Origin of the sequence: Streptomyces sp. LN549 (assembly GCF_043203805.1) — a bacterium.
In the GTDB taxonomy this organism is placed as follows: domain Bacteria; phylum Actinomycetota; class Actinomycetes; order Streptomycetales; family Streptomycetaceae; genus Streptomyces.
In genome coordinates this window covers 8,965,892-8,990,638 of the sequence record NZ_JAZHRI010000002.1, presented here as the reverse complement: position 1 = coordinate 8,990,638, position 24,747 = coordinate 8,965,892, and the positions used below count along the sequence as shown (strand labels likewise).

Sequence of the window (24,747 nt, the reverse complement as noted above, 5' to 3'; positions counted from 1 at the left end):
CGGGAAGTTCACGAGGAAGGCCGCGGTGGTCAGTGTGATGCAGCCGGTGGGCGGACGTGAGGTGTTCGCGGAACTGTCACGCTTCCGGACGGGCTTGTACGGGTGTCTGTCGCGCCGGGCGGACGCGTTCTTCGAGCTCACCGACGCGCTGCTGTGCTCGGATGCGCCCGCGCGGACGCCGGTGGAGTTGTCGTTGACCGCTGAGCACCGGCGCGGGCACGGCTCTCTGTATGCGGCGTTGAACCAGGGCCGCCTGGACGTCGAGCGGCTCCGTGACCTGCTGGTCTCGCTGCCGTTGCCGAGGTTCGGCGGGCGGATCGTGCTGACGGTGGATGTCTCGCCGTGGCTGCGCTCGGATGCCGCGTGTTCGCCGGGGCGGTTGTTCTGTCTAGTGCACGGCAGGGCGGGCCGGGCGTCTGACCACGTGATGCCGGGCTGGCCGTACTCGTTCGTCGCAGCCCTGACCGCGGACCGCACCTCCTGGACGCAGATCCTCGACGCTGTCCGGCTCGGACCTGCGGATGACGCGGCGCTGGTGACCGCCGCCCAGCTGCGGCAGGTGGTCGAGCGCCTGGTCGCCGCGGGCCAGTGGAAGGACGGTGACGCGGACATCATGGTCGTGATGGACGCGGGCTACGACCCGATGCGCCTGGCGCACGTCCTGGCGGACCTGCCGGTCGAGGTCGTCGGGCGGCTGCGGTCGGACCGCGTCCTGCGCGGCCCGGCGCAGACCTGGGCCCAGTACGCCGCGGCGTATCCGGCCGGAGGCCGGCCACCCAAGCACGGGGCCCGGTTCAAACTGGCCGACCCCGACACCTGGCCCGAACCCGCGCTGACCACCAGCAACGACACCGCCCGCTACGGCAAGGCCGAAGCCCGGGCCTGGGACCGGATCCACCCGTTCCTGACCCACCGCTCCGCCTGGATCGGCGACGACGGCGAACTCCCGCTGATCGAGGGCACCCTGATCAGGCTGAAGGTCGACCACCTGCCCGGCGACCGGCAAGCGCCGCCGGTGTGGCTGTGGTCATCGCAGACAGGTGCCACCGCCGAGGACGTCGACTTCGCCTGGTCCAGCTACCTTCGCCGATTTGATCTTGAACATACTTTTCGCTTCCTGAAACAGACCCTGGGCTGGGGCCGCCCGCGCCTGCGCTCACCCGAAGCCGCGGACCGGTGGACCTGGCTCGTGGTCGCAGCCCACACCCAGCTCCGCCTCGCTGCCCCGCACACCACCGACCAGCGCCGCCCATGGGAGAAGACCAGCCGCCCCGGCCGGCCGCTGGCCCCGGCCCGGGTCCGCCGCGGGTTTCGGAACATCCGACCCCACTTGGCAAGTCCGGCCCGTGCACCCAAACCCTCCAGGCCAGGACCGGGACGGCCGCCCGGCATCCCGAACCGAACGAAGGCCACCCGCTGCGACGTGGGCAAAACTGCCAAACGACCAGCCACCCTGATCGAACGCGACCGAACCGGACCGGAGTGATCACACCCACTCCGCCAGCAAGACCGGGCCGGAGGTTTAGTAACAAGCTGAAGCGTGTTGCAGAAGGCTGTGACTGGACAGGTGGAGCCGGGTCCTGTGCCCTTGAGCCGTTCCACGGCGTCAATGGGGCGGGTGGCCGGCTCGATCGCCAGGAGCGGCCGCAGCCGGTGGATAACCCGGCACACGGTGGCCGGCGAGCAGCCGAACAATGGCGCGAGCTGCCGCATCGTGAGGTTCGTCCGGTAGCAGACGGCCACCAGCAACACCCGGTCCGCGAGCGGAAGGCACGCGGCCGACCCCCACCAGGCCCGTTCCCGCCTCGTTGCCCCCCTGATCTGCTACCGCAGGCTTGCGAAGGCCGTCAACTCGACGTGATCCGTAAGGTACGGCCAACCGCCCCCATCGGCGAACGGGGTTACCGTTGCGCATCGGCTTGTGCGCGGGCGCGCTCAATTTCGGGGACGTGACTCTCGGCCCATTCCCGGACGGCACGTAGGGGTGTCAGCAGTGACCGCCCGAGGTCGGTGAGGGCGTACTCGACATGCGGGGGATTTGCGGGAATCTCCGTGCGAGAGATCAGACCGTCGTACTCCATCGCGCGAAGCGTCTCGGTGAGCGCCTTCGGTGTGATCCCCCGGATGTGCGCCTTGAGCTCGGTGAATCGCTTCGGCCTGTTGTCCAGCGCGTTGACGATGAACACCGTCCAGCGCGCCCCGATCCGGTGCAGAACGGTGCGACTGGGGCAGGTCGCGGCCATGACGTTGTAGGCGTTACTCATGCACGACTCCCGGTAGCGTTGTAGATACTGGTATAGAATCTATACCGTCCCGGGTTGTGACTATTCCCGATTACGCGGTCCGTCCCTCGATAGCTCGGCACGGCCGTTTCGTTGCAGCGATCGTCATCGAATCGATCGGCACTGGTGTTTTCGTCCCCGTTTCGATGCTGTATTTTCTGGCCACGACGTCGCTGACGCTGGTGCAGGTGGGCGCGGCACTGACGACGGCCGGGCTGCTGGCGCTCCCGGCGGGTCCTCTGGTCGGAGGACTGGTGGACCGGTACGGCGCCAAGCCGGTATTGCAGGCGGCAAACCTGGTCCAGGCGCTCGGCTTCGCCGGGTATCTCGTCGCCGGCCAGACTTGGCAGATCGCCGTCTGCGCCTGGTTGAACAGTGCAGGGCGGGCGGTGTTCTTCAGCTGCTACGGCGTGACCGTGACGGCGTTGGCCGCGCCCGGCCAACGCGAGCGCTGGTTCGGTCTTCTGGGGTCGGTACGCAACCTCGGCTACGCACTCGGCGGCCTCCTCTGCGCCGTCGCCGTCAGTTTCGGTACGCACGGCGTCTACACCGCGATCGTGGTCGTCAACGCCTTGTCCTATGTCATCGCCTTCGTTCTGATGCGGGCCGTGCCGAATATCCGTCCCGAGGCGGGCCAGGACGCTGCTGGAGGCTGGGGGCGCGTGCTCCGGGATCGGCGGTACCTGTCACTGGTCGCGCATCAACTGTGCTTCGCGATCTCCTTGTTCGCGCTCAACATCGCGATACCGGTCTACGCCGTGAGTGTGCTGGGACTGCCTGGCTGGACTGCCGGCGCTGTCTTCACGCTCAACGCCCTGATGGTCGGCTTCGGCCAAGGCATCGTCGTCGGGTGGCTCAGCGGGAGGATCCGCAGCCGCGTCCTCGTCGCCGGACACGCCTGCTTTGCGGCCAGCTACCTCCTGTTCCTGGCCGCCGACCGCGTGGCTGCGCTCGCCCTCGCGGTCAGCGTCATGTTGCTCGGCGCAGGCAGCTACACCTTCGGTGAGATCCTCGGCGGCCCCATCACGTCGACGGTCGCCGCGGAGAGCGCCCCAGACGCTCTCCGCGGCCGGTACTTGGCCCTCAACCAGCTCGCTGTGACTGTCGCAGGAGCGGTCGCTCCGGCCGCGCTCTCCGGGTTGCTGTCCATCGGGGCAGCCGCGATCTGGCTGACCCTGGTCGGCGTCAGCGTCCTCGGAGCCACGCTCGCCACTACGATCGGCAAGGTGGTGCCAGCGGCTCAGAGCCGCATCGGAGGTGTCTAGCGCCGTAACCGCATAGGTTCACGGGGTTGGCGGTCATGGCGGTTGGATGACGCTCCCATGTGTTGGCAAGCGCGAGGGTGAGCTGACCCGTGCTCCGTTGGGCTTGGTGCACTCCAGGAGATCAACGTTTACGGCAGCATGATGATCTACTGCCTAGAGTGACCATGCGCCTGGCTGGTCTGTATGAGGGCTTCCGGCGGCGAACGAATGAGGGTGCAATGAGTGAACTGACGAAGCCCGAGATCGACCTTCCGGAGGGTGACGCTCCCACCGAGCTGACAACCCGCGATCTCGTCGTCGGGGACGGGCTTGAGGCGAAGCCGGGCAGAGTTGTCCGGGTTCACTACGTCGGGATCACCTTCGAGTCCGGAAAGGAATTCGACACCTCCTGGGACCGGGGCCAGACGTTCAAGTTCGCCGTGGGCGGTGGCAAGGTCATCAAGGGCTGGGACCGCGGGGTCAGAGGGATGAAGGTCGGCGGCCGGCGCGAGATCATCGTTCCTCCGCGCCTCGGCTACGGCAACCTGTCACCCTCGCCGTTGATCCCGGCGGGCTCGACACTCGTCTTCGTGGTGGACCTGCTCTCCGTCGCAGTCTGAGGCCTTCCGCTACCTGGCCTCTCCGCCCGGAACCAAGGCCGGGAAACACCGACCAACGGCAGACCAACACTGTCGCGGGGAGCTACTGCAGCAGGATCATATTGCGGAGCAGTTCGAATCCGGCTCGACCGTAGAGCTGTCTCTTCATCTTCTTGATGCGGTTGACGGCGCCCTTCGATGCTGCATAGTCGCGGCATGATGGAGGATCGCGTGGCCGCGCTTCCAGAGGCTGAGTACCGACGCGTCTGGGACCGCTTCTACGAGGACTTCAGCTGCCGGTCGAGTATGAGTTCGTTAAAGTGGCCAGCCATCAAGGAGCCCGTCGCGTCGATCGCCTGGAGCCTTTCTGCGCTTGACGACGATCCGGGTTCGGCGCGCCTGGACCCTGGTCGAGGTGGTCGAGCAGGGGCTGGCCTCCTGCGTTGGCCCGCAGGGCACGCTGCTCGCGCTCGACTGGCAGCACACGTCGTATCGCTTCGCTCCGCACGACGCCGGTGGTCCTGGGCAGCCGTCTTGGCCTCTGAGCCCGTACCCCGACGGGGATTACTGCATCTACCTCTCGGAAGACTTCAGCTACGGCAGTTCTGGCCACCCTTGGGAAGAGTCCCTCTGCCTGTTCGGTGAGGAACTCCTCGACGCCGTATCCGCGGAGGTCGACAGGGTCCTTGGCTCACTTATCCGCAGATCCGGTAAGGCAGTAGGCCCCGCCTGAGCTCGGTTTGGGTTCAGCTGTAGGGCAGGGTCAGGCCAGCCGTCACCGCGTCGAAGTCCTGCCGCAGGAAGCTGCCAAACGACCGGAGACGTCCGATTGTGGACCGCTCTGCCTCTCGGATCCATTGCCCGAGAAGTGCGCCACGGCGATGCCACGCCGGATCAGTGAGGTGTCGCCATCTTGAAGTTGCTGGTCAAAGTGCTGGCGTGGCAAGGTTGTGCGGCACTCGTACTGGTCGCGGGTGGCTGTCTGCTGTCTGCTGTCGAGATCATCTGGCGGATCCCGTGATGCTGGACCGGATCGCCGCTCGACGGGCTGAGCTGGACGTCGTCGAGGAGTGGCTGGCCAAGCAGCTGGTAGACGTGCGGGTCGAGCGTGACGAGTTCGAGGTGGCGATGCGCGCCATGCGGCGGATCAGCGAGCAGATCCGCCGCGATGTCTCGCCGGCAGGACTACCGCGCGGAGCGAAGGTCTCAGTCGGGCCGCTGCGGGAGCACTACTGCGTCGGTTAACCGGTTGCAGACCTTCAGGATGGGGTGTCTGATCCCCGCTATGACGACTGTGCTGGGAACGTCGACGGTCGACGGGGTGCGCGAGGCCATGGCCGCGCTGCGGGAATGGCAGTACGACGGAGCGCCGATGCAATTGCATTCGGGGGACATTGGCTGGAACTACCGGTTCGGAACGGCCGAGACCGCTGCGGTGGTCCGGACCTGGAGCCGGGACGGACGGATCCTCGCGGTCGGGATGCTGGACTCTCCGACGGTGGTACGGATGACGGTCGCTCCGGACGCTTTCCAGGATGAGGGCTTGGCGCGGCGGCTCGTCGAAGACTTCTCGCTGCCTGAGCGCGGCGTGCTGCCGGAAGGAGCGGTGTCGATCGAGGCGCCGCTGGGCCTGCTGCTTCACGACCTGTTGACCAAGGAGGGCTGGGGCGTCGACGAGCCGTGGACGCCGCTCTTCCGCGGCCTCGCGGAGCCGGTGGAGGACCCCGGCGTGCGGATCAGGGCGATCGGCCCGGAGCAGGCGCAGGATTTCGCCGACGTCCTGCGGTCGGCGTTCAACACCTCGAGGCCTACGCGCGAGTACTGGCACGCGATGTCGGCGGGACCGTTCTACGCAGACGCCCGCTGCCTGGGCGCCTATGACGAGCAGGGCACCGTGGCGGCGGTGGTGACGGTGTGGTCGGCCGGCCCGGGGAAGCCGGGGCTCGTCGAGCCGATGGGCGTACACGAGGACCACCGTGGTCGCGGCTACGGCCGGGCGATCACCGTGGCCGGGGCGGCCACGCTGCGGGAGATGGGCTCGTCGAGCGTGCGCGTTTGCACGCCGAGTTCCAACGTCGGTGGCATCGCCACCTACAAGGCGGCCGGGTTCGAGGCGCGGCCGGAGGTGCGGGACCGGATCCGGACGGTCTGACACCGTGGCTGCTCGGCAAAGCGGGCCCGGGGTCCCGGCGATCGCCGAAAATGTGGGACGGGACTCGGGCCGCCCGACGTCGGGCCACGCGCGATGGAGTGATTCAACTGCAGGGTGCTCATGCTGGCGTGGGCGGCAGTCTGGGGTGTAGCTCATTCGCCGGCGGCGGCTTTCAAGGTCCGCCAGGGCGAGCAGAGCCGCAGGAGGTGGGTGGCGCGGGCGGGGTCGGTGCAGCGTTTCGTGAGGATCCTCCAGTTCCTCAGGTGAGCGAAGTCGTGCTCGACGGGGGCGCGTGCGGCGGCCAGGACCCGATACTGTCCGTCGGCCCGGTCCTCCTGGTCGCGCGGATGCTGCTGCTCCCGGGTTCTTCTACCTGTTCATGGAAGTCCCGTCTGGGGGTACGCGGCGGCGGGCCCCCGGACTGCGCGCGGGCCACGTCAGGCACCGGCGGTGGCTCCGCCTTCCGGGAGCAGTTCGGGCATCCCCTCTACCAGCACTATGACCGCGACCACTTCGCCGGCCTGGGAACGGCCGACCCAGACGGGATAGGTGCCGTCCCCTGTCGTCGCGAAGGCCGCCAGTTCGCCGCCGGAGGCCTGGTCCCGGGTACGCAGGAGGTACATGGAGTCGCCGATGTCCTCGTAGGCGTCCGGGTCCAGGTCCGGGTCTTCCTGGATCAGCCCCTTCTCGTAGATCGCAAGGAGCGGTTCCCAGGCTCCGGCGTCAGCGAAGCAGCCGGTGGCACCGTCGGTGTCGAAACCGGAGATCTGGTTCTCGATGAACAGCCGGAGGTCGTCGTCGGGCCTGAGCGCCATCTCCCAGGACGCGGCGCGGGCCTCGCTGACGAGCAGGCAGACGGCCATGGTGTCGGTGCGCGTGACCTCGCTCCCCTCCCACTCGCAGTGGTAGGTGTGCCTGGCTTGCGCCTCCTCCAGTACGTACTCCCCTGGCGGGACGGGGACCGTGATGTGCGGGCCGTCTTTGTGGTCGATGTCCGGGCCGGAGACGGCGAGCAGCCCGCTGGGTACGCGCAGGGTGCCAATGCGGCGTGGCTCCACGATCGTCATCTCGGGGTGGTATCCGTCGGTCACGCGCGCCCCGGGCCGGAACAGCTCACCGATCGGTCCGGGCTGCGCGGGGCGGGGTGGACGCCAGCAGGTGGTGGGTGCGAGCGGGCTGCCGTCGGCGGCCGCCGCGGCCGGCCCGGTGATCTCGAAGGCCGGCGGCTCCGTCAGCCCGTGCGACCGGGCGGAGAACAGCGGCCATTCTCCGAAGGTAGGCCGGTCCGTCCAGCGCTCGTCATCGCCGACCCTGGGCACGGTGACGTAGGAGCCCCCGCGCTTGCCCTGGGACTGCTCCACTCGTCGGCCCCTTCCGTCCGGGAAGAGTTCCTCGGTGATGCGCGGGCACGCTTCGTCAAATTCCGCCATCTCCGGGCCGGTGTAGTGCCATCGGACGGCGTACCGGCACAGCAGCCGCGCCGGGTCGTCCAGCAGCCGCATGTCCAGGTCGTAGGTACGGCGGCCCTGCGCGTCGTAGACCCACACCCCGACATAGTGATCCCGCCAGGAGACGAGCCGAACCTCCAGCGGGGCCTCCCGGCCCGCCAGCCGGTACACGACCACGTACGGAAGCCCGGCGGCATCCCGCTTACGGGCCTCCTCCACGGATATCGGCCGCCAGGGTACGCGAGTCTCCAGATCCCACGCCTGCGCGTACTCCACCTCAACCACCATTGCCGCTCCCCCAGTCGCGTACGTAATGAGCTGCAACATAGCCGCCACCTGTGACAACGCCCTTACCGGGCCGGGCGTGAGCCGCCGCCGCCCGCGCCGACGGCCCAGCCAGGACAACCAGAAGAGCGACGGGGCGAGGGCTGCCAGGCCGCCTTGCTGACGGTGTAGCCGATCTGAACGGAATTGGCGGTCCGGGTGGCCGCCGAGCCCATGCTGACGATCCGCCCGCCGTCCCTCAGCATCGGAAGCGCCCGGTGCATGACGAAGACCGGTGTTCTCACGTTGCCCGCCAGCAGCCGCTCGAGCTCCTCTCGAAGGGCGGGCCGCCCCCCGCTTCCTGCTCCAGCCACGCGATGCGTCGGGAGACCGCCGACTGCGTGTAGTTGAGGCTGACCGCCGCCTTGGTGAAAGACCCCGTCCCGGCCACGGTCACCAGCAGCCGCAGCGCGTCGATGTCGAACACGAGCCACCCTTCCGTCCCGCGCACCTATTCCTCTGCGGCATCGCTCCCATCCAATCCAGTCGCTGGTGGAATGTATCGCCTCGCCCTAGCGTCGATGGGGCAGCCGTGAACGGGCCGCTGCAATCACCGCGGGGGGCCTGATTGCCCCATGCAGGACGAGGGGAAGTGCCGTGTTACGAAGGACTCAGCAGCTCAGGCAGACGACGAGTACGTGGGGGTGCGAGCATGACTGCCCGAGCCCTGCTGCTCGCCGCCCTGACCACCAGGACCCGGTGATGAACCGGCCGGCGCGCGTCCGCCTACTGCTGCTGCTCACGGTCGTCACGGCCGTGCTGCTCAGCGCCTGCGCGGGAGCCGACCCCGACCCGGCCAAGGGCGGCGCCACGCCGGCCGCCCAACCGACCCCGACGGCGACCTTGTCTACGCCCCCGCCCCCGTCTCCGACCGCGGCGCCCACACCGACTACGGCCGCCGAGATCGCTGAGGCCGTCAGCAGTTGGTACGCGTACGGAGGCGAGACGGCGATGGTCAGCTTGATCAAGGAAGCGGTGAAGGCTGAATCAGGCCGCCCCGATGCCGAACTGGACCTGGTGATACTGGACTTCGACGGTCTCATGGAGGCTCTTAACGCGGCCCGGCTGTTCATTTCCCTCCCCGACCCCAAGACCCGGACGGCCTGGTCGGCCGCCATCGAGTACCTCGACGAGGGCGCACGCGAGGTCCTCGATTCGGCGCCGGAGGACAGTCTGATCCAGTCGCCCGCGGAAGGCGGACAGGCGTTGCGGGGGTGGCACACGTTCGACGAAGGAATCAAGAACCTCAAGGCTGCCCAGGCGCGACTCCACCGCACTTTCGGCCTGAAGCCGTCTCCGGACCCGTGGGAAGCCAGGTAACCCTGGGCTCTGCCCGGCGGATCACAGCCGGAGCCATGTGCGGACCGCCGCAGCGGCGACGGTGCATGAGGGGACGTAGGAACTCTGCGCCCGCACGACACGACATCGCAGCCGAGAGCGAGGTCTGGGATGCACGCCGGGGCCGCCTTCAAGGGCGACATGGAGCCGCTGTTCAATGACCGCCTGTGCGGCCCGGGGGCTTTCGGACACGTTGTCGGCCACGGCAGGTGGCGAGGGCGGGGAGCGGAGAGCCCGCAGGTCGGGAGCAGCCCTCGACGACTTCCTCCACAGCTACAACTACCATCGCTGCCACACCGCACTCGGAGGCCAGCCCCCGATCAACCGAGTCAACAACGCTGCGGGTCAATACAACTAGGGCGCGTACTTGGTTGTGATCAATAGGTGGGGCTTGAGCTAGATAAGGTGCCCTGAGAGGGCGGAAAGCGAGCTTCTGTCTGCTTGGTCCTTGGGCGTGGGGCAGGTGTGCAGGTCAGAGCGCATTTGTTGAGGGTTGCGGGCTGCCGGACTCAAGGTGTCGGCCAGCAGGCAGGCTCGTCGTCAGCCACCCGATGCGAGAGTCGGGCTCCCGGCGCAGTCGTCGAACTCCCCGTAGGGTAAGGCCCCATGTCCTTCGCCACGCGGCTGACCGCGTACAGCGCCGTCTCCACTTCCCTGGCTCTGCTCAGCGATCACGCGCTGGCGAAAGTCCTGGATGCGGCCGCGCCGATCGGATCCGGGATCGGCGGGAAGTCGGCGCTGTTGGAGGTCGCCGGGATGCCCGTGTTCGTCAAGCGAGTGCCGCTGACCGACCTGGAACGGTGGCCGGAGAACGTCCGGTCCACGGCGAACCTGTTCGAGCTGCCGTTGTTCTGCCACTACGGCATCGGCGGGCCGGGCTTTGGAGCGTGGCGGGAACTGGCTGCGCACGCCATGACCACAAGCTGGGTGCTCGCGGGCGACTACGAGGGTTTCCCGCTGATGTACCACTGGCGGGTGGTGCCGGATTCGATGCCGCTGCCCGAGGAGCTGTCCGACATCGAGAGCACGGTCGCCTTTTGGGGCGGCGGATCGCAGGTGCGCCGGCGCATCGAGGAGCTGCGGGACTCCTCGGCGAGCATCGCGCTGTTCCTGGAGTACATCCCGCAGAACGTGCATCAGTGGCTCGGCGAGCAGATAAACGCCCGTGGAGAGGTCGCCGATCGGGCGTGCGCGATGGTGGAGCGGAACCTAGAGGCAGGGATCTCGTTCATGAACGCCCGCGGCCTGCTGCACTTTGACGCCCATTTCCAGAACATCCTCACGGATGGTGAGCGCCTGTATTTCGCGGACTACGGGCTGGCCATCTCCTCCCGGTTCGAGCTGTCGAAGGACGAATCCGCCTTCTTCGAACAGCACCAGAACTACGACCGCTGCTATACGGCCATGTACACGTCTCAATGGCTGGTCACCACACTTTTCGGGTCCGGGCGGGAAGATCGCGAGGCCCGGCTGCGCGCGTACGCCCGGGGCGAGGTCCCTACCGGGGCCCCCGCGACGGCCGCGGCGATCCTCGCCCGCGACGCGCCAGCCGCCGTCGTGATGACGGACTTCTTCCGCAGACTCCAGCACGAGAGCAGGCAGGCGCCGTACCCGATAGAGCTTTGAGGGGGTGGGGAGCGGGTTCGGCCTGGTGTGTCACCGAGCCCGGATCAAACCCCCGCCACGACGGGGCGTGGAGCGGACGTGATCATCGGCTACAGAGTGCAAAAAGACCGGGCTCGTTCTCGGCGATCAAACCGCGGGCAACCAGCCGCTTGAGCTTGCAGCGCATTCCTTCGATGTTCTTCGACTCAAGGCCGAGGTCGAGTACCTGGCACAGGTCTTTCGCGCGCACGGGCCTGTCCGCGTCGGCGAGGGCGGTGAGGATGTGCTGGTAGACGGGATTGTCGGGCAGGGACCGCGGGACCGCGGCTGCGGGTCGTGCTCGTCGATCCCGAGGGTGAGCATGACCTTGCGGGTCGTGGCCAGGTCGGCGAGTTCCGCTTCCAGTTTGCTGATCTGGGCGGTGAGCTGGGCGAGCTGCACTCGTAGGTAGTCGGCGTGGGTGCGTACGGCTTGCTCGCGGTCGGCGAGTTTATCCAACAGCGAGGTCACCGTCATCGTCCTTCTATAGTCCGCGCCAGGTCGGGGCGCTCGTGGCGGTCAGCCGACGGATCATGATCGAGCTTATGACCCAGTAGATCCGGGACTCGCTCGAGCGCGGGTTGCCCTCGTAATCACGGGTCAGCCGCCGATGCAGCATCAACGTGCCGAGGGTCTGCTCCACCTTCCACCGGATCGGCTGCGGCACGAAGCCGGTATCGGCCGGGTTGCGCTCGACGATCTCGACGTCGATACCGATCTCCCGGCCATGTTCGACCACGGTGTTCTTGAACCCCTGGTCCACCAGCCCCTTGCTCACCGTGCTTGTGGTGGTGGCGAGCTTGTCCAGCAGTGCGGTGCCGATAGCGTTGTCGTGCACGCTCGCGGCCATCACCACGACCGCGATGATCAGCCCTATGACATCGACCGCGATCCCGTGTTTGCGGCCCGGCACCTTCTTACCGGCGTCCTTGCCCGTGGTGGACGCATGGAGATTGACCGCCGCGTGCACCGACTGCGCGTCGAGCACCACCAGCGACGGGTCCTCCGCGCGCCCGGCGCGCTCGCGCACCTGGCAGCGCAGGAGCTCACAGATCACCTGATCCAGGCCGTCGTCGCGCCACCGGTAGAAGTAGTACTTCACCGCCGAGGCCGGCGGGAAGTCGCCCGGCAGCAGCGACCACTGGCAGCCGGTGCGGTTCTGGTAGATCAGCGCGTCGACGATCCCGCGCATCGCATAGCGCCCGGTGTGCCCGCTGACCGATGAGTGCTGCGCCTTCCAAGCCGCGATCACCGGCTCGATCAGCGCCCACTGTTCGTCGGTCGTGTCCGTGTAGTAACCGCGGCGCTCGCTCACCGCGCCAGCCTGGCACCACCTACTTGCGCCCTGCCGCCGGTTCGTACAGGCGTCACTGAAACGCGCGACGACAGACCAGGACAAACAGAGTGGATCGACGTTGATCATCGGGCCTGACCCACACCCAGCGGCAAACCGGGCAAAAACTCGCTCCCCGCCCTCTGAGAGTGCGGTACGTGACTTCATGTCCGTTTGATGCTTGAGGTTGGGTGAGGAGTCCTGGTCGGCGGGGCGGACTGGTACTCAGGTGCGGGGCTGAGCGAACAGGCCGGGCTCGGGTTCGGTGAGAATGCCCCGCGTGACCAGGCGTTTCAGCTTGGACCGGATGCCTTCGGTGTTCTTCGGGAGGATCGGCAGGTCGAGTGCCTCCCACAGGTCTCGGGCCCGCATCGGATGGCCTGTGTCGGTGAAGGCCGCGAGAATCTGCTGGTAGGCGGGGTGGTCCGGGGCCTCGGGTCGCGGCGGATCGTCGGCGGACTCCGGTGCTGGGATGTTGAGGAGGGTCTTGCGGGTGATGCGTAGGTTCTCGGTCTCCGCGTCGAGTTCGCCGAGGCGGGCGGTGAGGTCCTCGATGGACGCGCGGAGCTGCCCGGCCTGCTCGCCGAGTTCGGTCTCCCGGTCTCGATGTAGGCAAGGATGGCTCTGATCTGCGGGTTGTCGATCATGCGGCCCTCCAGGAGGGCAGGGTGGCGCCGGTCAGCCGGCGGGCCATGACAGAGGTCATCGCCCAGAAGACGCGAGAGCGCGAGGTGGCGGGCCGGTGCTCGTAGTCACGGACCAGGCGGCGAGAGAACATCAGGATCCCGTTCGTCTGCTCCACGATCCACCGCTTGGCCTGCGGGACGAAACCCTTGTCGGCCGGGTTGCGCTCAACGATCTCGACGTCGATGCCGTACTGCTTGCCGTGGTCGACGACGGCCTTCTTGAACCCCTGGTCGGCCAGGGCCTTCCTCACGGCGTCCATCTGGGCGGCCACGCCGTCCAGCAGCGCGATACCGCGGCGTTGTCGTGCGCGGACGCCGGCAGGACGACAGCCTCGACGACGAGACCCAATACATCCACGGCCAGGCATCTCTTGCGCCCCGGAACCCGTTTCGCCGCGTCCTTGCCGGTCGTGGCGGTTGGGACGCCGACGGCGGCACGGACGCTCTGCGTGTCCATGACGATGAGGCTCGGGTCGGCTAATCGCCGCTTCTTCTCCCGCAGTTGCCACCGCAGCAGATCATGAACGGTCTGATCGGTGCCATCGTCGCGCCACTTGTAGAAGTAGTACTTCACGGCACCAGCGGGCGCCAGATCGTGGGGTAGCAGGTCCCACTGGCAGCCGCTGCGGTTCTGGTACAGGATCGCGTTCACGATCTCCCGCATCACATATCTGCCCTGGTGGCCACTGACCGACGGATGCGCGGCCTTCCACGCCGTGACCACAGGCTCGACCAGGGCCCACTGCTCGTCGGAGACATCACTCGAGTACGGCTTGCGATCACTCATCCCGCCACCCAAGCGAATCCCGAACGCCTGACCGGCGATGATGCCCAAGCCTCACCCCCTTGAGTGATCCCAATCAGGGTAGAAGGTCACGTTCCGCACTCTCAGAGGAGTTTCCAAAGCCTGACGCCCTTGCCCGAACCGCCTGTACCGGCGAGGGTCATACCGTCCTGGCTGAAGGACAACGGCTCCACGGTTCCCGCGAGCTGCCCGGTGAACGTACGGGAGGCGACGTCCCACAGTCCGACGCCATCGGTGCTGCCCGACGCCAGTAGCTTTCCGTCCGGGCTGAAGGCGACCGCGTCCACCTTCGTCGGGCTGCTGTTCTCGAGGGTGGCGACGGTGGTCCGGGTGGCGACGTCCCAGAGGCGGATGTCGTCGTCCCCTCCGCTGGCCAGGATCTTGCCGTCCGGGCTGAACGCCACCGCGCGCGGATTGCCCGTGTCGCCGGTGAAGGGGTCGCTGCCGGAGCGTCCCTCCACGCCCCACATCCAAAGCCTGCGGGACGCCGGGCCGCTGTCGGCTCCACTGCAAGCGGCGAGGGACTTGCCGTCCGGGCTGAACGCCATCGACCACAGGCCGCCGTAGGCCGTGAAGGTGGTGAGGACGGCCTTCGAGCGGAGGTCCCACAGTTCCACCGCGTCCGTGCCCCCGACGGCGAGGGTCTTGCCGTCGGGGTCCAGCGCCAGGGAGCGTACGCCCTGCATGCGGCTGGTCAGTGAGGCGGTGCGGCGACGCTCGGCGACGTCCCAGATTTGGATGACGTCGGTGTCGTTCCACGGCCGGACGCTGTCGTAGTGCTCCCGGGCGGCTAGCGTCGCGCCGTCGGCACTCGCCCCCATGACGGAACCGCTCCGGGTGAGGGTGGCGGCTCTGGCCTTGGATGCGACGTCCCACAACTCGATGTCCGAGGTGCCGTCGCCGTCGACGATGAGGGTGGAACCGCCGGGTCCGAAAGCCATCGCGGCCGGCCCGGTCGGATAGCTGCCGAAGGACGACAGCAGCCGCGCGTGCCGGCTCGGGCCGGGATTCTTGTCGGCGTCGCCATCGCTCTCCCCCTCGTCGCCTCCCTCGCCGAGTCGCCACCCCAGGACGGATGCCCCGGACGCGGTGAGGGCGGCGAGGCCACCCAACAGGACGGCGCGGCGCCCCGGCCTGCTCCGCACCTCCGGCCCGGCCGGTGTGCCCGCGTCCGGTGACGGTCTTGTTCCCGGTTCCGGCGCGGCGTCCCGCGTGGCGTCGCGTGTCGCCTCATCCCTGGCGTCGCGTGTCGCCCCACTCGCGGCATCGCGTCGGCCGTCACGCGTGGCCTCGTGCGTGGCTTCGTACGGGGCGCGCTGTATCGCCCGCAGCCGTTCGGCCACGGCTGCCGCGTCCGGGCGGGCGGCCGGGGACTTGGCCAGTAGCGACGCGGTCAACTCCTGCAGTTCGTACGGCACATCCGCCCGCGCGGACCGCAGCCCCGCCGGCACCTCGTCGAGGTGCCGGCGCATCAGCGCCCAGACCTGCTCAGCGGCGGGAAACGGCGGGGCTCCGGTCACGAGTGCGTACAGCACGCACCCCAGCGCGTACAGGTCACACTCCGTCCCGGCCCGCTCGCCGCGCCACTGTTCGGGCGCCATGTAGGGCGGGGTGCCGAACGGCTGGCCGGTGGCCGTCAGCCCGGCGGTGGCCTCCGCGGTACGAGCGATGCCGAAGTCGCAGATCTTCAGCCGCCCGCCGGTCTGGAGGAAGAGGTTGGCCGGTTTGAGGTCGCGGTGCACCACCTCCCGAGCGTGCGCCGCCTCCAGCGCCTCGGCGGCCTGCAACACGAGACCGACCGCTTCCGCCACCGTGAGTCCGTCCGGCGAACGGGCCAGGACATGCGCCAGGTCCTCGCCCTCGAGCAGTTCCATCACGATGAACAGCCGGTTCTCGTGGACTCCGACGTCGTGGACCACGGTGATCCCCGGATGCTGGAGCCTCGCGCCGATCGCCGCCTCGCGTCTGAACCGCCGGACCGGTCCGTCGGTGGCGTCGGCGGCGAGCATCGTCTTCAGCGCGACAGCACGGCCGAGCTCGACGTCATAGGCCTTCCAGACCTCGCCCATGCCGCCCTGCCCCAACGGCGAGTCCAGCCGGTACCTGCCCGCGAATCGGTCTCCTGCCCGCACGGTCCTCCTCCGCTTTCGTCAACCAGCCCGACGGCACGGGCCATTGTGCACGATCGGCCTTGCGCCCCTCAGGACTTCCCCGGAGGAACGGGCACAACGCGCTGGCGTTCCGGGCAAGGATCAGGAAGGCTCGCGCTCATAGTCTCGGTATTGCAGAACGTGGCGATCAACTTGCGGATGCCTACGAGCTGGCACGGTTCTGGAGCAGTGTGACCGGTCGCCCGATGCATCCGGAGGACCGGCCGGGTGCCCATGAGACTCAGGTGCTGCTGGCGGAGGGGCCGGTGCTGTACGTCAGCCAGGCGCCCGAGGCCAAGACGGTCAAGAACCGGATCCACCTGTGCCTGCGTCCGGAGACCTCAGAGTGCGGAACGTGACCTTCTATCCTGTATTGGGATCACTCAATGGGGTGACGCTGGGGCATCATCGCCGGTCAGGCGTTCGGGATTCGCTTGGGATGCGGGATGAGTGATCGCAAGCCGTACTCGAAGCATCAAACGGACATCAGTTCAAGTACCGCACTCTGAAGTCGGGCATGAGGGGGATCGCATTGGAGCGACGAAAAGTGATCGGGATCGGGGCGGGGCTGGCGGTCCTTCCCGCCTGGTGGGCCCTGCGTCAGGTGGCGAACGGGGCCAACGGGGAGTGGCACACTGACACCGCACCGCTGGAGCGGGCGTTCCCGCTGCTGGGCCCGCTCGCTGATGCCAAGTGGGTGAGCAGCCGGGACAACGACCGGGGTATACCGTCGCCGGAGCTGGTGATCTCAGGCTTCGTCCGGATGGCACCGGGGAGACTTGCCGAGTTGACGGCGGCCCACACCTTCGTCTCCGAGGGGCCAGCTGATGACTTCTCCTCGTGGTTCGAAAAGCCGCTCAAGGGCGAGGAGCCGGGGAACCCGCACTGGATTCGGTCGCACGAGCTCGATCGCGACGGGAGCGGCTACTCCACAAATCTATGGTTCGACCGTCGCAGCGAAACCGTCCGCTTCTGGGCACTCAACCCGTATGACCAGGACGCGTACCGGGTGCGATGAGTTTGCGGGTTTCGCTCTCACGGTCGTGGCCTGATCCGATAGATCGTGGTGTGTGACCCGAGTACAACTGGCCGATCCTGAGTGGGAGCTCATCGAGCCGTACCTGCCGGTCAGTGGGTACGGCCCGCCCCTGAACGGCTGCGACACCAGTTCGAGGGCGTGATCTGGCGGTTCAGGACGGGCGGGCTGCGCTGTCCCCCAGCCTGAAGCCCGTCCTGACGATCCGCCGGCACTTGGCGGGCAAGGCCGCGTCAGCCCCAGAAGGACCCCTGCCATGGTCATTCGAGGCTCGCCCGACGTCCATGCCGAAGCCGATGCGGACAGACCGCGGACCTACATTCGTCCGCACAGCAAGTGCAGTCGTCGACATGGCAGTTTTCCGTGATTACGCGAACGGTTCCTGCCAGCACTGCTTGCAAGGCGCATCTGAGCCTGGCGATAGTCCTCTCTCAGTGGACTCCACCACCGTGCGCGCCACCAGCACGCGGCCTGCGCCCGCATCGACCCGCGCCGGCCCTCTCGGTGTCAAATGGGGGCGCTGGAACACCAGGGCGACACTCCGAGACAGGGCCTCGCTGTCCAACTGGTGCAGGTGGTGCGGGAGGCGAGGGCTTGGGCCACTCGCGCGGCCCTGCTCATCTGGTTGCGGTCATGAATCGACGTGCTGGTTCCTGTTCCTGACGTAACCGGCTCGGTGCCGAGCGGTCAGCGATGGCCGGCGTCATGCGGCGCCCACCAAGTCCTGTACCGCACCGTAGGCAGCACCAAGACTCGCCACCAGCGCGACCTCTTCCTCGCTGCGAAGGCACTGCCCCAGCCAGGGCAGAGGATTATCCGCATCGCAGAAGTCGTCGAAAAGCACGTGCACGGTGTAGTCGAGGTCCTCGAACTGATCCGGATTGAGCCAGCCGATCACCGGGTGCGTACCCTTGGCTCGTGATTGATCACGGTGTTGCGCTGCCTCACTACCGCCTCCATGTCGCGCCCGCGGTTGTGGCGCGGCTTTACTGACCGGTCAGCGACGAGGAACTGCTGACGACTCCGTCCTGTGCACCGTCGGCTCGAGGCCGCCCGTGTGTGGGGGCCGGTGCCGTTTCTCTGGATCAGGCCCGAGACGCCGGCCCCGTCGGACCGGCGCCCGACAGCTCAGAGCAGCTCGGCGAGCGGCTCCACCGTCTCCCAGTGGCTCAGGTACTCCGTCGCCGCGTGCGGAGCGAAGTCGCGGTTGCTGACCCGCCGGGTGCGTTCGAGCACGGCGTCGTCCTCGGGGAAGAGCTTCCGCAGCTTCAGCGTGGCTACGATGAAGTCGTCGCGATCGGCGACGTTCACCCAGCGCTTGAGGTGGGCCGGCGAGCGCAGCGGCTGAGGGCGCAGCCGCCCGCGGACGATCGAGTGCAGCCCGAGCGGCGATCCGAAGGTGACGAGCAGCGGTAGGGGCTGGTCGAGCCGATGCAGCGCCTCGTAGGCGACGACGGTGCCGAGCGAGTGGGCCAGGACGGCCTTGGTATCGGGGGTCACTCGGGACAGCACGGCTTCGATCGCACCTTCCCGGACCCGCTCGTCGTCCAGGTAGGCGGCTACCTGCCCGAGATGGAACGCGCCGGTGCTGCTGAGCGCGGCGAATCCGGAGCGGGCGATGGGGCCGAGGTGTCCCATCATCGAAATGAGCATGCGCAGCGGCCACAACGGCCCCTGTTCGGGGCCGACATCGACGGTCAGCTCCTCCAGGGCGTCGGCGGCCTCGTCGCGGTCGTCGGGATCGGAGGCGTGTCGGCGGATGTTGTCGATGATGTCCCGGGCGACCTCCTCGCCGGTGGCCGCGATCGGGGCGGGCAGCCCTACGTCGAAGTCATCGTGGGGCACGTAATCCTGGTACAGGTGGCGGTAGTAGGTCATGCCGACCGTCACCGCCCCGCCCTCGATGCGGTCAGCCGCCTCGACGCGGCCGTTGTCCCGTAGCGTGCGCGCGAGGGTCCGCGTCCAGTCCTCCCGCAGCCGTTGCTCGGTCTCGTTTTCGGGTCCGATGCCGTGCACCATGACCAGCTCTGCCATGCGTCTCCCTGTCGCCCGCGCTGTCGTCGTTCGCCACGCCAACGCGTGGGGCCGGGCGGGCGGTTCCCCATCCCCGGCACAGCCATAATGCGCGCATGAAAGCTGAGCGCAGAACGCTGGTGATCGCGTCCCACTGGGACGTCCGCGAGAAGAAGGAGGAGGACCGGCTGGTCCGACTGGAGTTGTACGCACAAGAGTTGACGGAGCTGTTACTGGACCCGAAGCGCGGTTCATACGCACCCGCGCACGGTGACGGGCTGCTGCTGAACCCCCGGACGGTGTCCGAGGTGACCGATGCCTTGGAAGAGGCGTTCCAGGGGGCACAGGCGGCGCGTGCCTCCCTGCTGCTCGGGTTCATCGGCCACGGGTTTCCCCTCAAGGGGGGCGATTTCCTCTTCCCGATCAGCTCCACACCGGCCGCGCCCGGCCCGGAGACGGCCTTCGACCTGCCCGGCGAGGTCGGCCGGATGGCCAAGCGGTACGGGGGCGTGCCGGAGCTGACCCTCGTGGTCGACGGGTGCTTCTCCGGTCATGCCCTCCTGGCCGCGGCCGAGGGCTGGTTCAGGTCCGCCATGCAGGCCGGCCGCACGGTCGAGGTGCTGACCTCCTCCAACGACCGGGTCTCCTACGACCTGCAGTTCTCGCGGATTCTCACCCGGCTCGTCCGCCACGGGGACATCCGGCTCGAACCGTTCCTGGAGACGAAGGCGGTGCGCCTGAGGGTTCAGACGCTTCTCCGGCGTCAGATTCCGCAGACGGCCTCGTTCGACGGGGGCAAGGGCTCGCGCCACGCCCCGTCCGAGGCGTGGATCGCCCGCAACGTGGCACACGACCACAAGCTGAGCGTGCTGGCCGGTTCTCCCGACCAACAGGTCCTGGTGCCCGCGCTGCGCCACTTCCAGCCGCCCGCGGAACTGACCCGGATGGCCCGGCTCGTCCGCCTGAACCGGCTCGTGGCCGTGGTCGGCGCCATGGGCACGGGCAAGACGACGATCGCCACCGCGCTCGCCCGTCCCGAGCTGCTGCCCGAGGACGAGGCGGACACCGCCGCAACGGTGTGCGCCGTCGTGCGGCTCAGCGACGCCGCGTGGACGTCCGGGACGGCCGTCCAGCAGATGGCCCGTCAGCTCCGCAGGTATCTGCCGGGTTTCGACTCCGCGCGTACGGCGTACCGGGCACGGGTCCCCCAGGCGCAGCGCACGCTGCTGCCGAGCACCATCGGAGAGGTGGCAGGACCGCTAGGCCTGATGGAGGCGCGCGAACCGGTGCGCGTGGTCCTGGACGGCCTCGACCAGGTGAAGGACCTGACGAGCCGCGCCGCACTGTTCACGGAGCTCGCAGCGCTGCGGGACGCAGCACCGGAGTGGTTCGGCGTGGTGGCCACGGTCCAGGAGTGGGTGGCACTGCCCGTGGACTGGCATCAGATGCCGGTCCCGGTGCCCGACGACCGGAACGTGCGCGCCTATCTGCGGGCCCGGCGGGTACCGGAGGACGCCCAGCAGGTGATTCTCGCCCGGCGGGACGGGAACTGGCAGCTCACGAAGGTCCTGGCCAATTTCGGCCCGTCCGAGGCGTCCGAGGTCGGTGAGGGACTGGCGGACGCCTACGACAAGGCGCTGGTCCCGCTGCGGAACCAGGCCTCCTCGCACGGCGCCTCCGCCTGGCTCGACCCGGTCCTGCTCGTCGTCGCCGCCTCCGGCCCCGGGATGACCTTGCCCAGGCCCCTGCTCGCCCGGGCGGCCGGGGTGCTGGGCGGTCCGGCCGACGAGGAGGCGGTCGGCCTGGTGCTGCGTCTCCTCGACGGCCTCATGGTCCGCTCGCCCGACCCGTCGGGCACCGAACTGCTCGGCGTGTACCACCCGTCCCTCGTCGAGTACGTGGCGGAGGAACAGGACCTGGTGGAGGGGCATCGCGCGCTCTGCGACGCGTTGGAGATCATGGCTCCCATGGAACAGCACACGCCCGACGATCCTTTGCACCACTACGCCGAGCAGGCCGAGCCCGAGCACCTGTGGCAGGTGGCTCTTGCCGCGCCCGACGAGAACGCCGCCACGGCGCTGTACGAGCGGCTCCTGGCGAGCCTGGAGCTGCGCGCCGCACCGGAGGCGACGGTGAACCGGGCCCGCTGGGCGAGCTGGGCCGAGCGCCTCGGGGAGCACCTCGGCGCGGACGCGCCGGCGACCCTGCGCGCCCGGGCCCGCACGGCGTACTGGACGAGCAAGTCCGGAGCGTACGGGCGGGCCCGCGAGCTGTACCAGGAGCTGCTGCCGGAGCAACTGCGGGTGCTCGACGCGGACGATCCCGAGCTGCTTGAGACCCGCTCCCGCATCGCGTACGCGACCGGCGAGACAGGTGACTTCGCCGAGGCCGTGGCCCTGCACCGGGAGGTGCTCGCCGACCAGGAGCGCCTCCTCGGCCCGGACGACCCGCGCACCCTGGACAGCCGGCACCACATCGCGTACTGGACGGGTCGCGGCGGCGCCCGGGAGGAGGGACTGCGGCAGCACGAGGAGCTGTTGCCCGACCTGGAACGCGCGCTGAGCCCGACGGACGTGGCCGTCCTGGAGGAGCGGCACTACATCGCGTACTGGCACGGCATGCTGGGCCGCTACGACCAGGCCCTGGAGCTGCAGGCCGAGCTCCTGCGGGACCGGATCGCGGCGTTCGGTGAGGAGCACGAGCAGGCGGTGTTCAGCCGTATGAACATCTGCAAGTTCCTGGGCGAGTCGGGGCGCCTCCAGGAGGCACTTGACGGCTACGGCGAGCTGCTGCCGCTCATCACCCGGGTCCGCGGCGCGTACCACCCGAACACCTTCCTGGTCCGGCTGAACACGGCGCGGTTCACGTGGAAGCTGGGCGACGCCGCAGGTGCACTGCCGCTGCACGAGGAGGTGCTCCGCGACCAGCGGGAGGTGCTCGGCGACACCCACCCGGCCGCCATGATCACCCGCTACAACATCGCCATGCTGAAGGCCGAGCTCGGCAACCCGGTCACGGCGCTCGCCGAACTGGAGGTCCTGCTGGAGCAGCGGCTGGCGCGCTACGCCAACCCCGAGCACCCGGAGGTCATCACGACAAGGTTCGGTCGGGCCCGGGCCTTGGCGCTGCTGGGGGAGGTCGAACCGGCGGTGGCCCTGCTCCGCGAGGTCGTCGCCGACCGTGCGCGTGTCCTGGGCGAGGAGCACCAGGACACGCGCGAGGCGCGGGAGGAACTGGGCGGGCTGCTGGGCAGCTGACCGGGCGGAACCGACCAGGTTAAAGGTGTCCCGACGCGGGCTCGGACCTGCTTGTGGGAGCGGTGGTTTCTTCTTTCCAGGCCGGGAGTTCGGTCTGGCCGCACTCGTGGTGGCGTGAGAGGACAAATGATCGTGTTGCCGACGACGGCTTTGGTGCCGGACTTGTCCCATGCCTGGCAGTCGTTGCGCTTTTCTGGCAGCCCCCGTCGGGCCATGACGACCAGGCGGATGTCGGCGTCGATGAGGACCTGGTGGTTGGTGGAGTACCGGTAGTTCCCGGACCGCTTGGCGACCGCATGATTCCGGGGCGGGACCGGCGTGCCATCCACAATGAGCACCGTGTCCTTCCGGAACCGCTTGCGTGGCTGGAGCGCAAGGTGCGGCCCGAGGTGGCCGATGATACGGTCGGCCGCGGATTTCCAGACCCCGAACAGCGGAGCCTGCTGGCTCAGTGTCAGGTTCGTCCGCCAATACTCCACCACAAGGAGCACGCGATCCTCCAACGGGCGCCCCGCCCACGGCTGTTGGAGGACCGTGCCCGCGCGTCCGCGGCGTAATGCGACTACCAGCCTCCAAAGCAGCGCGGGCTCAGCCTGGTGCACGGGCCTGTCCAGAAGCCTCCGACGCCGCGATCCCACCAGCCATGCCAAGATCGTCTCGCCCCTTGGCTCCGACCCTCGAAGCGAGGAACTCACCATGGGCGCGGTGTGATCACGGCGTCCAGGCATCTTGATAGCCCCGCCAGCGGCGGATGCTCACTCAATCGCGAGGGACCCGATGCCTAGATCCTCACGCATGAGACGACGCATCTGAGCCATGGCTGTGCGCCGTTGCGCGATGAGGGGTGCTTCTTCGGCAGATCCGACAGCCATCCCTCGGGCGTAGGCGTCACGTATCGTGCGCCAGCGGTGAAACGCCTCATTCCCTGCCGCCACGACCTGGGGCGGACCCACGAGCCAGAGGCGCTCACTTGCTGTGTAGATGCCGGTGCCACGGAAGGTTTCCCGCACGGCGGCATCACGCGCCGAGTCGGACATGTGATCGCCCAAAGCGACAGCACGTATCTCTTCACCTGCGGTCTTAAGGGCGGAAACGAACTCGCTGTACACCTCGCGCCGTAGCTCCAGCGCGTGCCTGGCCCCCTCCCGCTGCCAGCGATTACGATCCGCGATCAGAGTGGCCGAGATGCCGATGACGGCACCAGCCAGCGTGGAGAGCAGAGGCATCCAGTTCATGTGCAGCAGCTTGTCTGAACCAGTCCGCCAGGACCAGGGGTCTCGCTGCGGAGGCAGCACCAGCCTTGGCGAAGCAGTGCCAACAATCTGACGAGGAAGCCATCAAGACGCCTTCAGTGCTCTGAGCAGAGGCCCTGCTCGGCAAGGTGAGGACACAGCCGACCGAAGAGGACCGTTCGATGGCGACGTGACCAGCTGGCTGAGTCGGCCGGTCTCGCGCTGCGGCTTCCTGACCATGATCGTGCAACGGTTCGGGGGGAGCGCGCAGTGGTCCAACTGAGAGATTCCGTGGGAGGCGCGCACCCTCGTGCCTCAACTGCCGCCGGAGATTAGACCGTGTCCTATGTGGTGAGTCGAGCGAGTCGTTTGTAGCAGCAGAGGGCGGCGGCGAGGCCGAGGAAGGCCAGGTAGTTGCGGGGGTGGCGTTCGTATCGGTGGTTGAGTCTGCGGTAGCCGGTCAGCCAGGACATGGTGCGTTCGATGACCCATCTGCGGCGGCCTAACCGTTCGCTGGACTCGACTCCCTTGCGGGCGATACGCACCCCGATGCGCTTGCCCCATAGCCATTTCCGCAGGTGAGGGACGTCGTATGCTTTGTCCGCGTGTAGACGCTGGGGCTTGAAGTAGCGGCCGCGGTGGGGGGCGTGTCTCGTTTGGTGGCCCTCGATCATGGGCTTCAGTGCGAGGCTGTCGTGGGTGTTCGCCGCGGAGAGGCCGACGAGGAGGGGCAGTCCGTTCGCGTCCGACAGGACGTGCATCTTGGAGCCCGGCTTGCCTCGGTCCACGGGGCTCGGACCTGTGAGTTCGCCCCCTTTTTAGCCCGCACGTGAGCGGAGTCGAGCACGGCCCGGGAGAGGTCGAGCAGGCCGGCGTCGTCCAGGCGGTGCAGGATCTCCTCGTGGAGCCGTCCCCAGACACCGGCTCTTGACCAGATCAGGAACCTGCGGTGGGCCGTCGACTTCGATATCCCGAAGCACGGTGGCAGGGCCCGCCAGGCGCATCCACTGACCAGCACGTAGATGATCGCGGCAAACAGCGTCTCATCAGGCGTGTCCTGCGTCCCGCCGCCCTGCGGCCGCACCTTCGACGGCGGGATCAGCGGCTCCGCGATCTCCCACAGCCCGTCCGGAACAATCCAACTCCACGTACCCCGCCCCATGAACGACTCAACGAGCCGAGCCCACATAGGACACGGTCTAAG

21 protein-coding genes and 7 pseudogenes are annotated in these 24,747 nt (G+C 68.2%); 13 read left to right on the top strand and 15 right to left on the bottom strand.

Annotated elements, in window-relative coordinates:
* The first annotated feature begins 37 nt into the window (after positions 1 to 37).
* Positions 38 to 1,486 (top strand): NF041680 family putative transposase, encoded by a 1,449-nt coding sequence (locus SH922_RS39755; protein ID WP_393063822.1) that lies wholly within the window; start codon positions 38 to 40, stop codon positions 1,484 to 1,486.
* A 95-nt stretch (positions 1,487 to 1,581) separates the two neighbouring features.
* Here the strand turns inward: SH922_RS39755 and SH922_RS39750 are convergent.
* Together SH922_RS39750 and SH922_RS39745 are read right to left on the bottom strand one after the other, a co-directional pair.
* A pseudogene (locus SH922_RS39750) lies at positions 1,582 to 1,806 on the bottom strand (transposase family protein); the annotation flags it as partial.
* Between the two features lie 95 nt (positions 1,807 to 1,901).
* Entirely contained in the window at positions 1,902 to 2,264 is a 363-nt protein-coding gene (locus tag SH922_RS39745; protein WP_393063352.1) for a winged helix-turn-helix transcriptional regulator, read from the bottom strand.
* A gap of 56 nt (positions 2,265 to 2,320) precedes the next feature.
* Between SH922_RS39745 and SH922_RS39740 the strand changes: the two genes are divergently transcribed.
* The 6 genes and pseudogenes from SH922_RS39740 to SH922_RS39715 all read left to right on the top strand — a co-directional run bounded on the left by SH922_RS39740 (position 2,321) and on the right by SH922_RS39715 (position 6,277).
* Positions 2,321 to 3,547, top strand: a complete 1,227-nt coding sequence (locus tag SH922_RS39740; RefSeq protein WP_393063351.1) for an MFS transporter — start codon at positions 2,321 to 2,323, stop codon at positions 3,545 to 3,547.
* 218 nt (positions 3,548 to 3,765) lie between these two features.
* Positions 3,766 to 4,146, top strand: a complete 381-nt coding sequence (locus tag SH922_RS39735; protein ID WP_393063350.1) for an FKBP-type peptidyl-prolyl cis-trans isomerase — start codon at positions 3,766 to 3,768, stop codon at positions 4,144 to 4,146.
* A gap of 177 nt (positions 4,147 to 4,323) precedes the next feature.
* Positions 4,324 to 4,458, top strand: a pseudogene (locus tag SH922_RS39730) (hypothetical protein); the annotation flags it as partial.
* A 40-nt stretch (positions 4,459 to 4,498) separates the two neighbouring features.
* Positions 4,499 to 4,858: a DUF2716 domain-containing protein gene (locus SH922_RS39725; RefSeq protein WP_393063349.1), complete on the top strand. Its 360-nt coding sequence runs from the start codon at positions 4,499 to 4,501 to the stop codon at positions 4,856 to 4,858.
* 287 nt (positions 4,859 to 5,145) lie between these two features.
* Positions 5,146 to 5,370, top strand: coding sequence for a hypothetical protein (locus SH922_RS39720; protein ID WP_393063348.1), 225 nt, complete (start codon positions 5,146 to 5,148; stop codon positions 5,368 to 5,370).
* A 40-nt stretch (positions 5,371 to 5,410) separates the two neighbouring features.
* Positions 5,411 to 6,277 carry a GNAT family N-acetyltransferase gene (locus SH922_RS39715; RefSeq protein ID WP_393063347.1) on the top strand — a complete coding sequence of 289 codons (867 nt, stop codon included), beginning with the start codon at positions 5,411 to 5,413 and terminating at the stop codon, positions 6,275 to 6,277.
* 437 nt (positions 6,278 to 6,714) lie between these two features.
* On the opposite strand, the gene SH922_RS39710 is transcribed toward SH922_RS39715, so the two are convergent.
* The 3 genes and pseudogenes from SH922_RS39710 to SH922_RS39700 all read right to left on the bottom strand — a co-directional run.
* Complete coding sequence (locus SH922_RS39710) at positions 6,715 to 8,013, bottom strand: DUF4241 domain-containing protein (RefSeq protein ID WP_393063346.1); 1,299 nt, start codon at positions 8,011 to 8,013, stop codon at positions 6,715 to 6,717.
* Between the two features lie 62 nt (positions 8,014 to 8,075).
* Positions 8,076 to 8,294 carry a hypothetical protein gene (locus tag SH922_RS39705; RefSeq protein WP_393063345.1) on the bottom strand — a complete coding sequence of 73 codons (219 nt, stop codon included), beginning with the start codon at positions 8,292 to 8,294 and terminating at the stop codon, positions 8,076 to 8,078.
* Between the two features lie 14 nt (positions 8,295 to 8,308).
* Positions 8,309 to 8,476: pseudogene (locus tag SH922_RS39700) on the bottom strand (LysR family transcriptional regulator); the annotation flags it as partial.
* A gap of 275 nt (positions 8,477 to 8,751) precedes the next feature.
* On the opposite strand from SH922_RS39700, the gene SH922_RS39695 reads away from it, so the two are divergent.
* Both SH922_RS39695 and SH922_RS39690 read left to right on the top strand, forming a co-directional pair.
* Positions 8,752 to 9,369 carry a hypothetical protein gene (locus SH922_RS39695; protein WP_393063344.1) on the top strand — a complete coding sequence of 206 codons (618 nt, stop codon included), beginning with the start codon at positions 8,752 to 8,754 and terminating at the stop codon, positions 9,367 to 9,369.
* 624 nt (positions 9,370 to 9,993) lie between these two features.
* Complete coding sequence (locus tag SH922_RS39690; RefSeq protein ID WP_393063343.1) at positions 9,994 to 11,013, top strand: protein kinase family protein; 1,020 nt, start codon at positions 9,994 to 9,996, stop codon at positions 11,011 to 11,013.
* A 126-nt stretch (positions 11,014 to 11,139) separates the two neighbouring features.
* Here SH922_RS39690 and SH922_RS39685 read toward each other — a convergent pair whose 3' ends face one another.
* The 5 genes and pseudogenes from SH922_RS39685 to SH922_RS39665 all read right to left on the bottom strand — a co-directional run bounded on the left by SH922_RS39685 (position 11,140) and on the right by SH922_RS39665 (position 15,987).
* Complete coding sequence (locus SH922_RS39685) at positions 11,140 to 11,508, bottom strand: hypothetical protein (protein ID WP_393063342.1); 369 nt, start codon at positions 11,506 to 11,508, stop codon at positions 11,140 to 11,142.
* Positions 11,509 to 11,515: 7 nt separating this feature from the next.
* Positions 11,516 to 12,346, bottom strand: a complete 831-nt coding sequence (locus tag SH922_RS39680; protein WP_393063341.1) for an IS5 family transposase — start codon at positions 12,344 to 12,346, stop codon at positions 11,516 to 11,518.
* Between the two features lie 243 nt (positions 12,347 to 12,589).
* Complete coding sequence (locus SH922_RS39675; protein WP_393063340.1) at positions 12,590 to 12,736, bottom strand: hypothetical protein; 147 nt, start codon at positions 12,734 to 12,736, stop codon at positions 12,590 to 12,592.
* Between the two features lie 271 nt (positions 12,737 to 13,007).
* Positions 13,008 to 13,837, bottom strand: a pseudogene (locus tag SH922_RS39670) (IS5 family transposase).
* Positions 13,838 to 13,938: 101 nt separating this feature from the next.
* Positions 13,939 to 15,987: a WD40 repeat domain-containing serine/threonine protein kinase gene (locus tag SH922_RS39665; protein WP_393063339.1), complete on the bottom strand. Its 2,049-nt coding sequence runs from the start codon at positions 15,985 to 15,987 to the stop codon at positions 13,939 to 13,941.
* 138 nt (positions 15,988 to 16,125) lie between these two features.
* Here SH922_RS39665 and SH922_RS39660 point away from each other — a divergent pair.
* From SH922_RS39660 to SH922_RS39650, 3 genes and pseudogenes are all read left to right on the top strand, one after another.
* A pseudogene (locus SH922_RS39660) lies at positions 16,126 to 16,349 on the top strand (VOC family protein); the annotation flags it as partial.
* 203 nt (positions 16,350 to 16,552) lie between these two features.
* Positions 16,553 to 17,023, top strand: a complete 471-nt coding sequence (locus SH922_RS39655; protein WP_393063338.1) for a hypothetical protein — start codon at positions 16,553 to 16,555, stop codon at positions 17,021 to 17,023.
* 52 nt (positions 17,024 to 17,075) lie between these two features.
* Positions 17,076 to 17,209: pseudogene (locus tag SH922_RS39650) on the top strand (IS5/IS1182 family transposase); the annotation flags it as partial.
* 535 nt (positions 17,210 to 17,744) lie between these two features.
* Here the strand turns inward: SH922_RS39650 and SH922_RS39645 are convergent.
* A complete protein-coding gene (locus SH922_RS39645) occupies positions 17,745 to 17,939 on the bottom strand; it encodes a hypothetical protein (protein ID WP_393063337.1) in 195 nt (64 codons plus the stop codon).
* Positions 17,940 to 18,169: 230 nt separating this feature from the next.
* On the bottom strand, positions 18,170 to 19,075 hold the full coding sequence (locus tag SH922_RS39640; protein ID WP_393063336.1) for a hypothetical protein: 906 nt from the start codon (positions 19,073 to 19,075) through the stop codon (positions 18,170 to 18,172).
* 95 nt (positions 19,076 to 19,170) lie between these two features.
* Here SH922_RS39640 and SH922_RS39635 point away from each other — a divergent pair, with 95 nt between their 5' ends.
* Positions 19,171 to 22,311 (top strand): tetratricopeptide repeat protein, encoded by a 3,141-nt coding sequence (locus SH922_RS39635; protein ID WP_393063335.1) that lies wholly within the window; start codon positions 19,171 to 19,173, stop codon positions 22,309 to 22,311.
* 32 nt (positions 22,312 to 22,343) lie between these two features.
* Here the strand turns inward: SH922_RS39635 and SH922_RS39630 are convergent.
* The 3 genes and pseudogenes from SH922_RS39630 to SH922_RS39620 form a co-directional block, all read right to left on the bottom strand.
* Positions 22,344 to 22,956: pseudogene (locus tag SH922_RS39630) on the bottom strand (transposase family protein); the annotation flags it as partial.
* Positions 22,957 to 23,066: 110 nt separating this feature from the next.
* Positions 23,067 to 23,546, bottom strand: a complete 480-nt coding sequence (locus SH922_RS39625) for a hypothetical protein (RefSeq protein WP_393063334.1) — start codon at positions 23,544 to 23,546, stop codon at positions 23,067 to 23,069.
* 341 nt (positions 23,547 to 23,887) lie between these two features.
* Positions 23,888 to 24,705 (bottom strand): IS5 family transposase gene (locus SH922_RS39620; RefSeq protein ID WP_393063333.1). Its coding sequence is split into 2 segments (ribosomal slippage): positions 23,888 to 24,363 and positions 24,363 to 24,705, totalling 819 coding nucleotides; the frame shifts between segments, so codons are not numbered across the junction.
* Between the last annotated feature and the right edge of the window lie 42 nt (positions 24,706 to 24,747).

Excerpts from the sequence above, each read along its gene's own strand:
- SH922_RS39755 (WP_393063822.1), top strand. The coding sequence starts at position 38 with ATGCAGCCGGTGGGCGGACGTGAGGTGTTCGCGGAACTGTCACGCTTC.
- SH922_RS39745 (WP_393063352.1), bottom strand. The coding sequence starts at position 2,264 with ATGAGTAACGCCTACAACGTCATGGCCGCGACCTGCCCCAGTCGCACC.
- SH922_RS39735 (WP_393063350.1), top strand. The coding sequence starts at position 3,766 with ATGAGTGAACTGACGAAGCCCGAGATCGACCTTCCGGAGGGTGACGCT.
- SH922_RS39720 (WP_393063348.1), top strand. The coding sequence starts at position 5,146 with ATGCTGGACCGGATCGCCGCTCGACGGGCTGAGCTGGACGTCGTCGAG.
- SH922_RS39715 (WP_393063347.1), top strand. The coding sequence starts at position 5,411 with ATGACGACTGTGCTGGGAACGTCGACGGTCGACGGGGTGCGCGAGGCC.
- SH922_RS39710 (WP_393063346.1), bottom strand. The coding sequence starts at position 8,013 with ATGGTGGTTGAGGTGGAGTACGCGCAGGCGTGGGATCTGGAGACTCGC.
- SH922_RS39695 (WP_393063344.1), top strand. The coding sequence starts at position 8,752 with ATGAACCGGCCGGCGCGCGTCCGCCTACTGCTGCTGCTCACGGTCGTC.
- SH922_RS39690 (WP_393063343.1), top strand. The coding sequence starts at position 9,994 with ATGTCCTTCGCCACGCGGCTGACCGCGTACAGCGCCGTCTCCACTTCC.
- SH922_RS39685 (WP_393063342.1), bottom strand. The coding sequence starts at position 11,508 with ATGACGGTGACCTCGCTGTTGGATAAACTCGCCGACCGCGAGCAAGCC.
- SH922_RS39675 (WP_393063340.1), bottom strand. The coding sequence starts at position 12,736 with ATGCGGGCCCGAGACCTGTGGGAGGCACTCGACCTGCCGATCCTCCCG.
- SH922_RS39640 (WP_393063336.1), bottom strand. The coding sequence starts at position 19,075 with ATGGCAGAGCTGGTCATGGTGCACGGCATCGGACCCGAAAACGAGACC.
- SH922_RS39635 (WP_393063335.1), top strand. The coding sequence starts at position 19,171 with ATGAAAGCTGAGCGCAGAACGCTGGTGATCGCGTCCCACTGGGACGTC.
- SH922_RS39625 (WP_393063334.1), bottom strand. The coding sequence starts at position 23,546 with ATGAACTGGATGCCTCTGCTCTCCACGCTGGCTGGTGCCGTCATCGGC.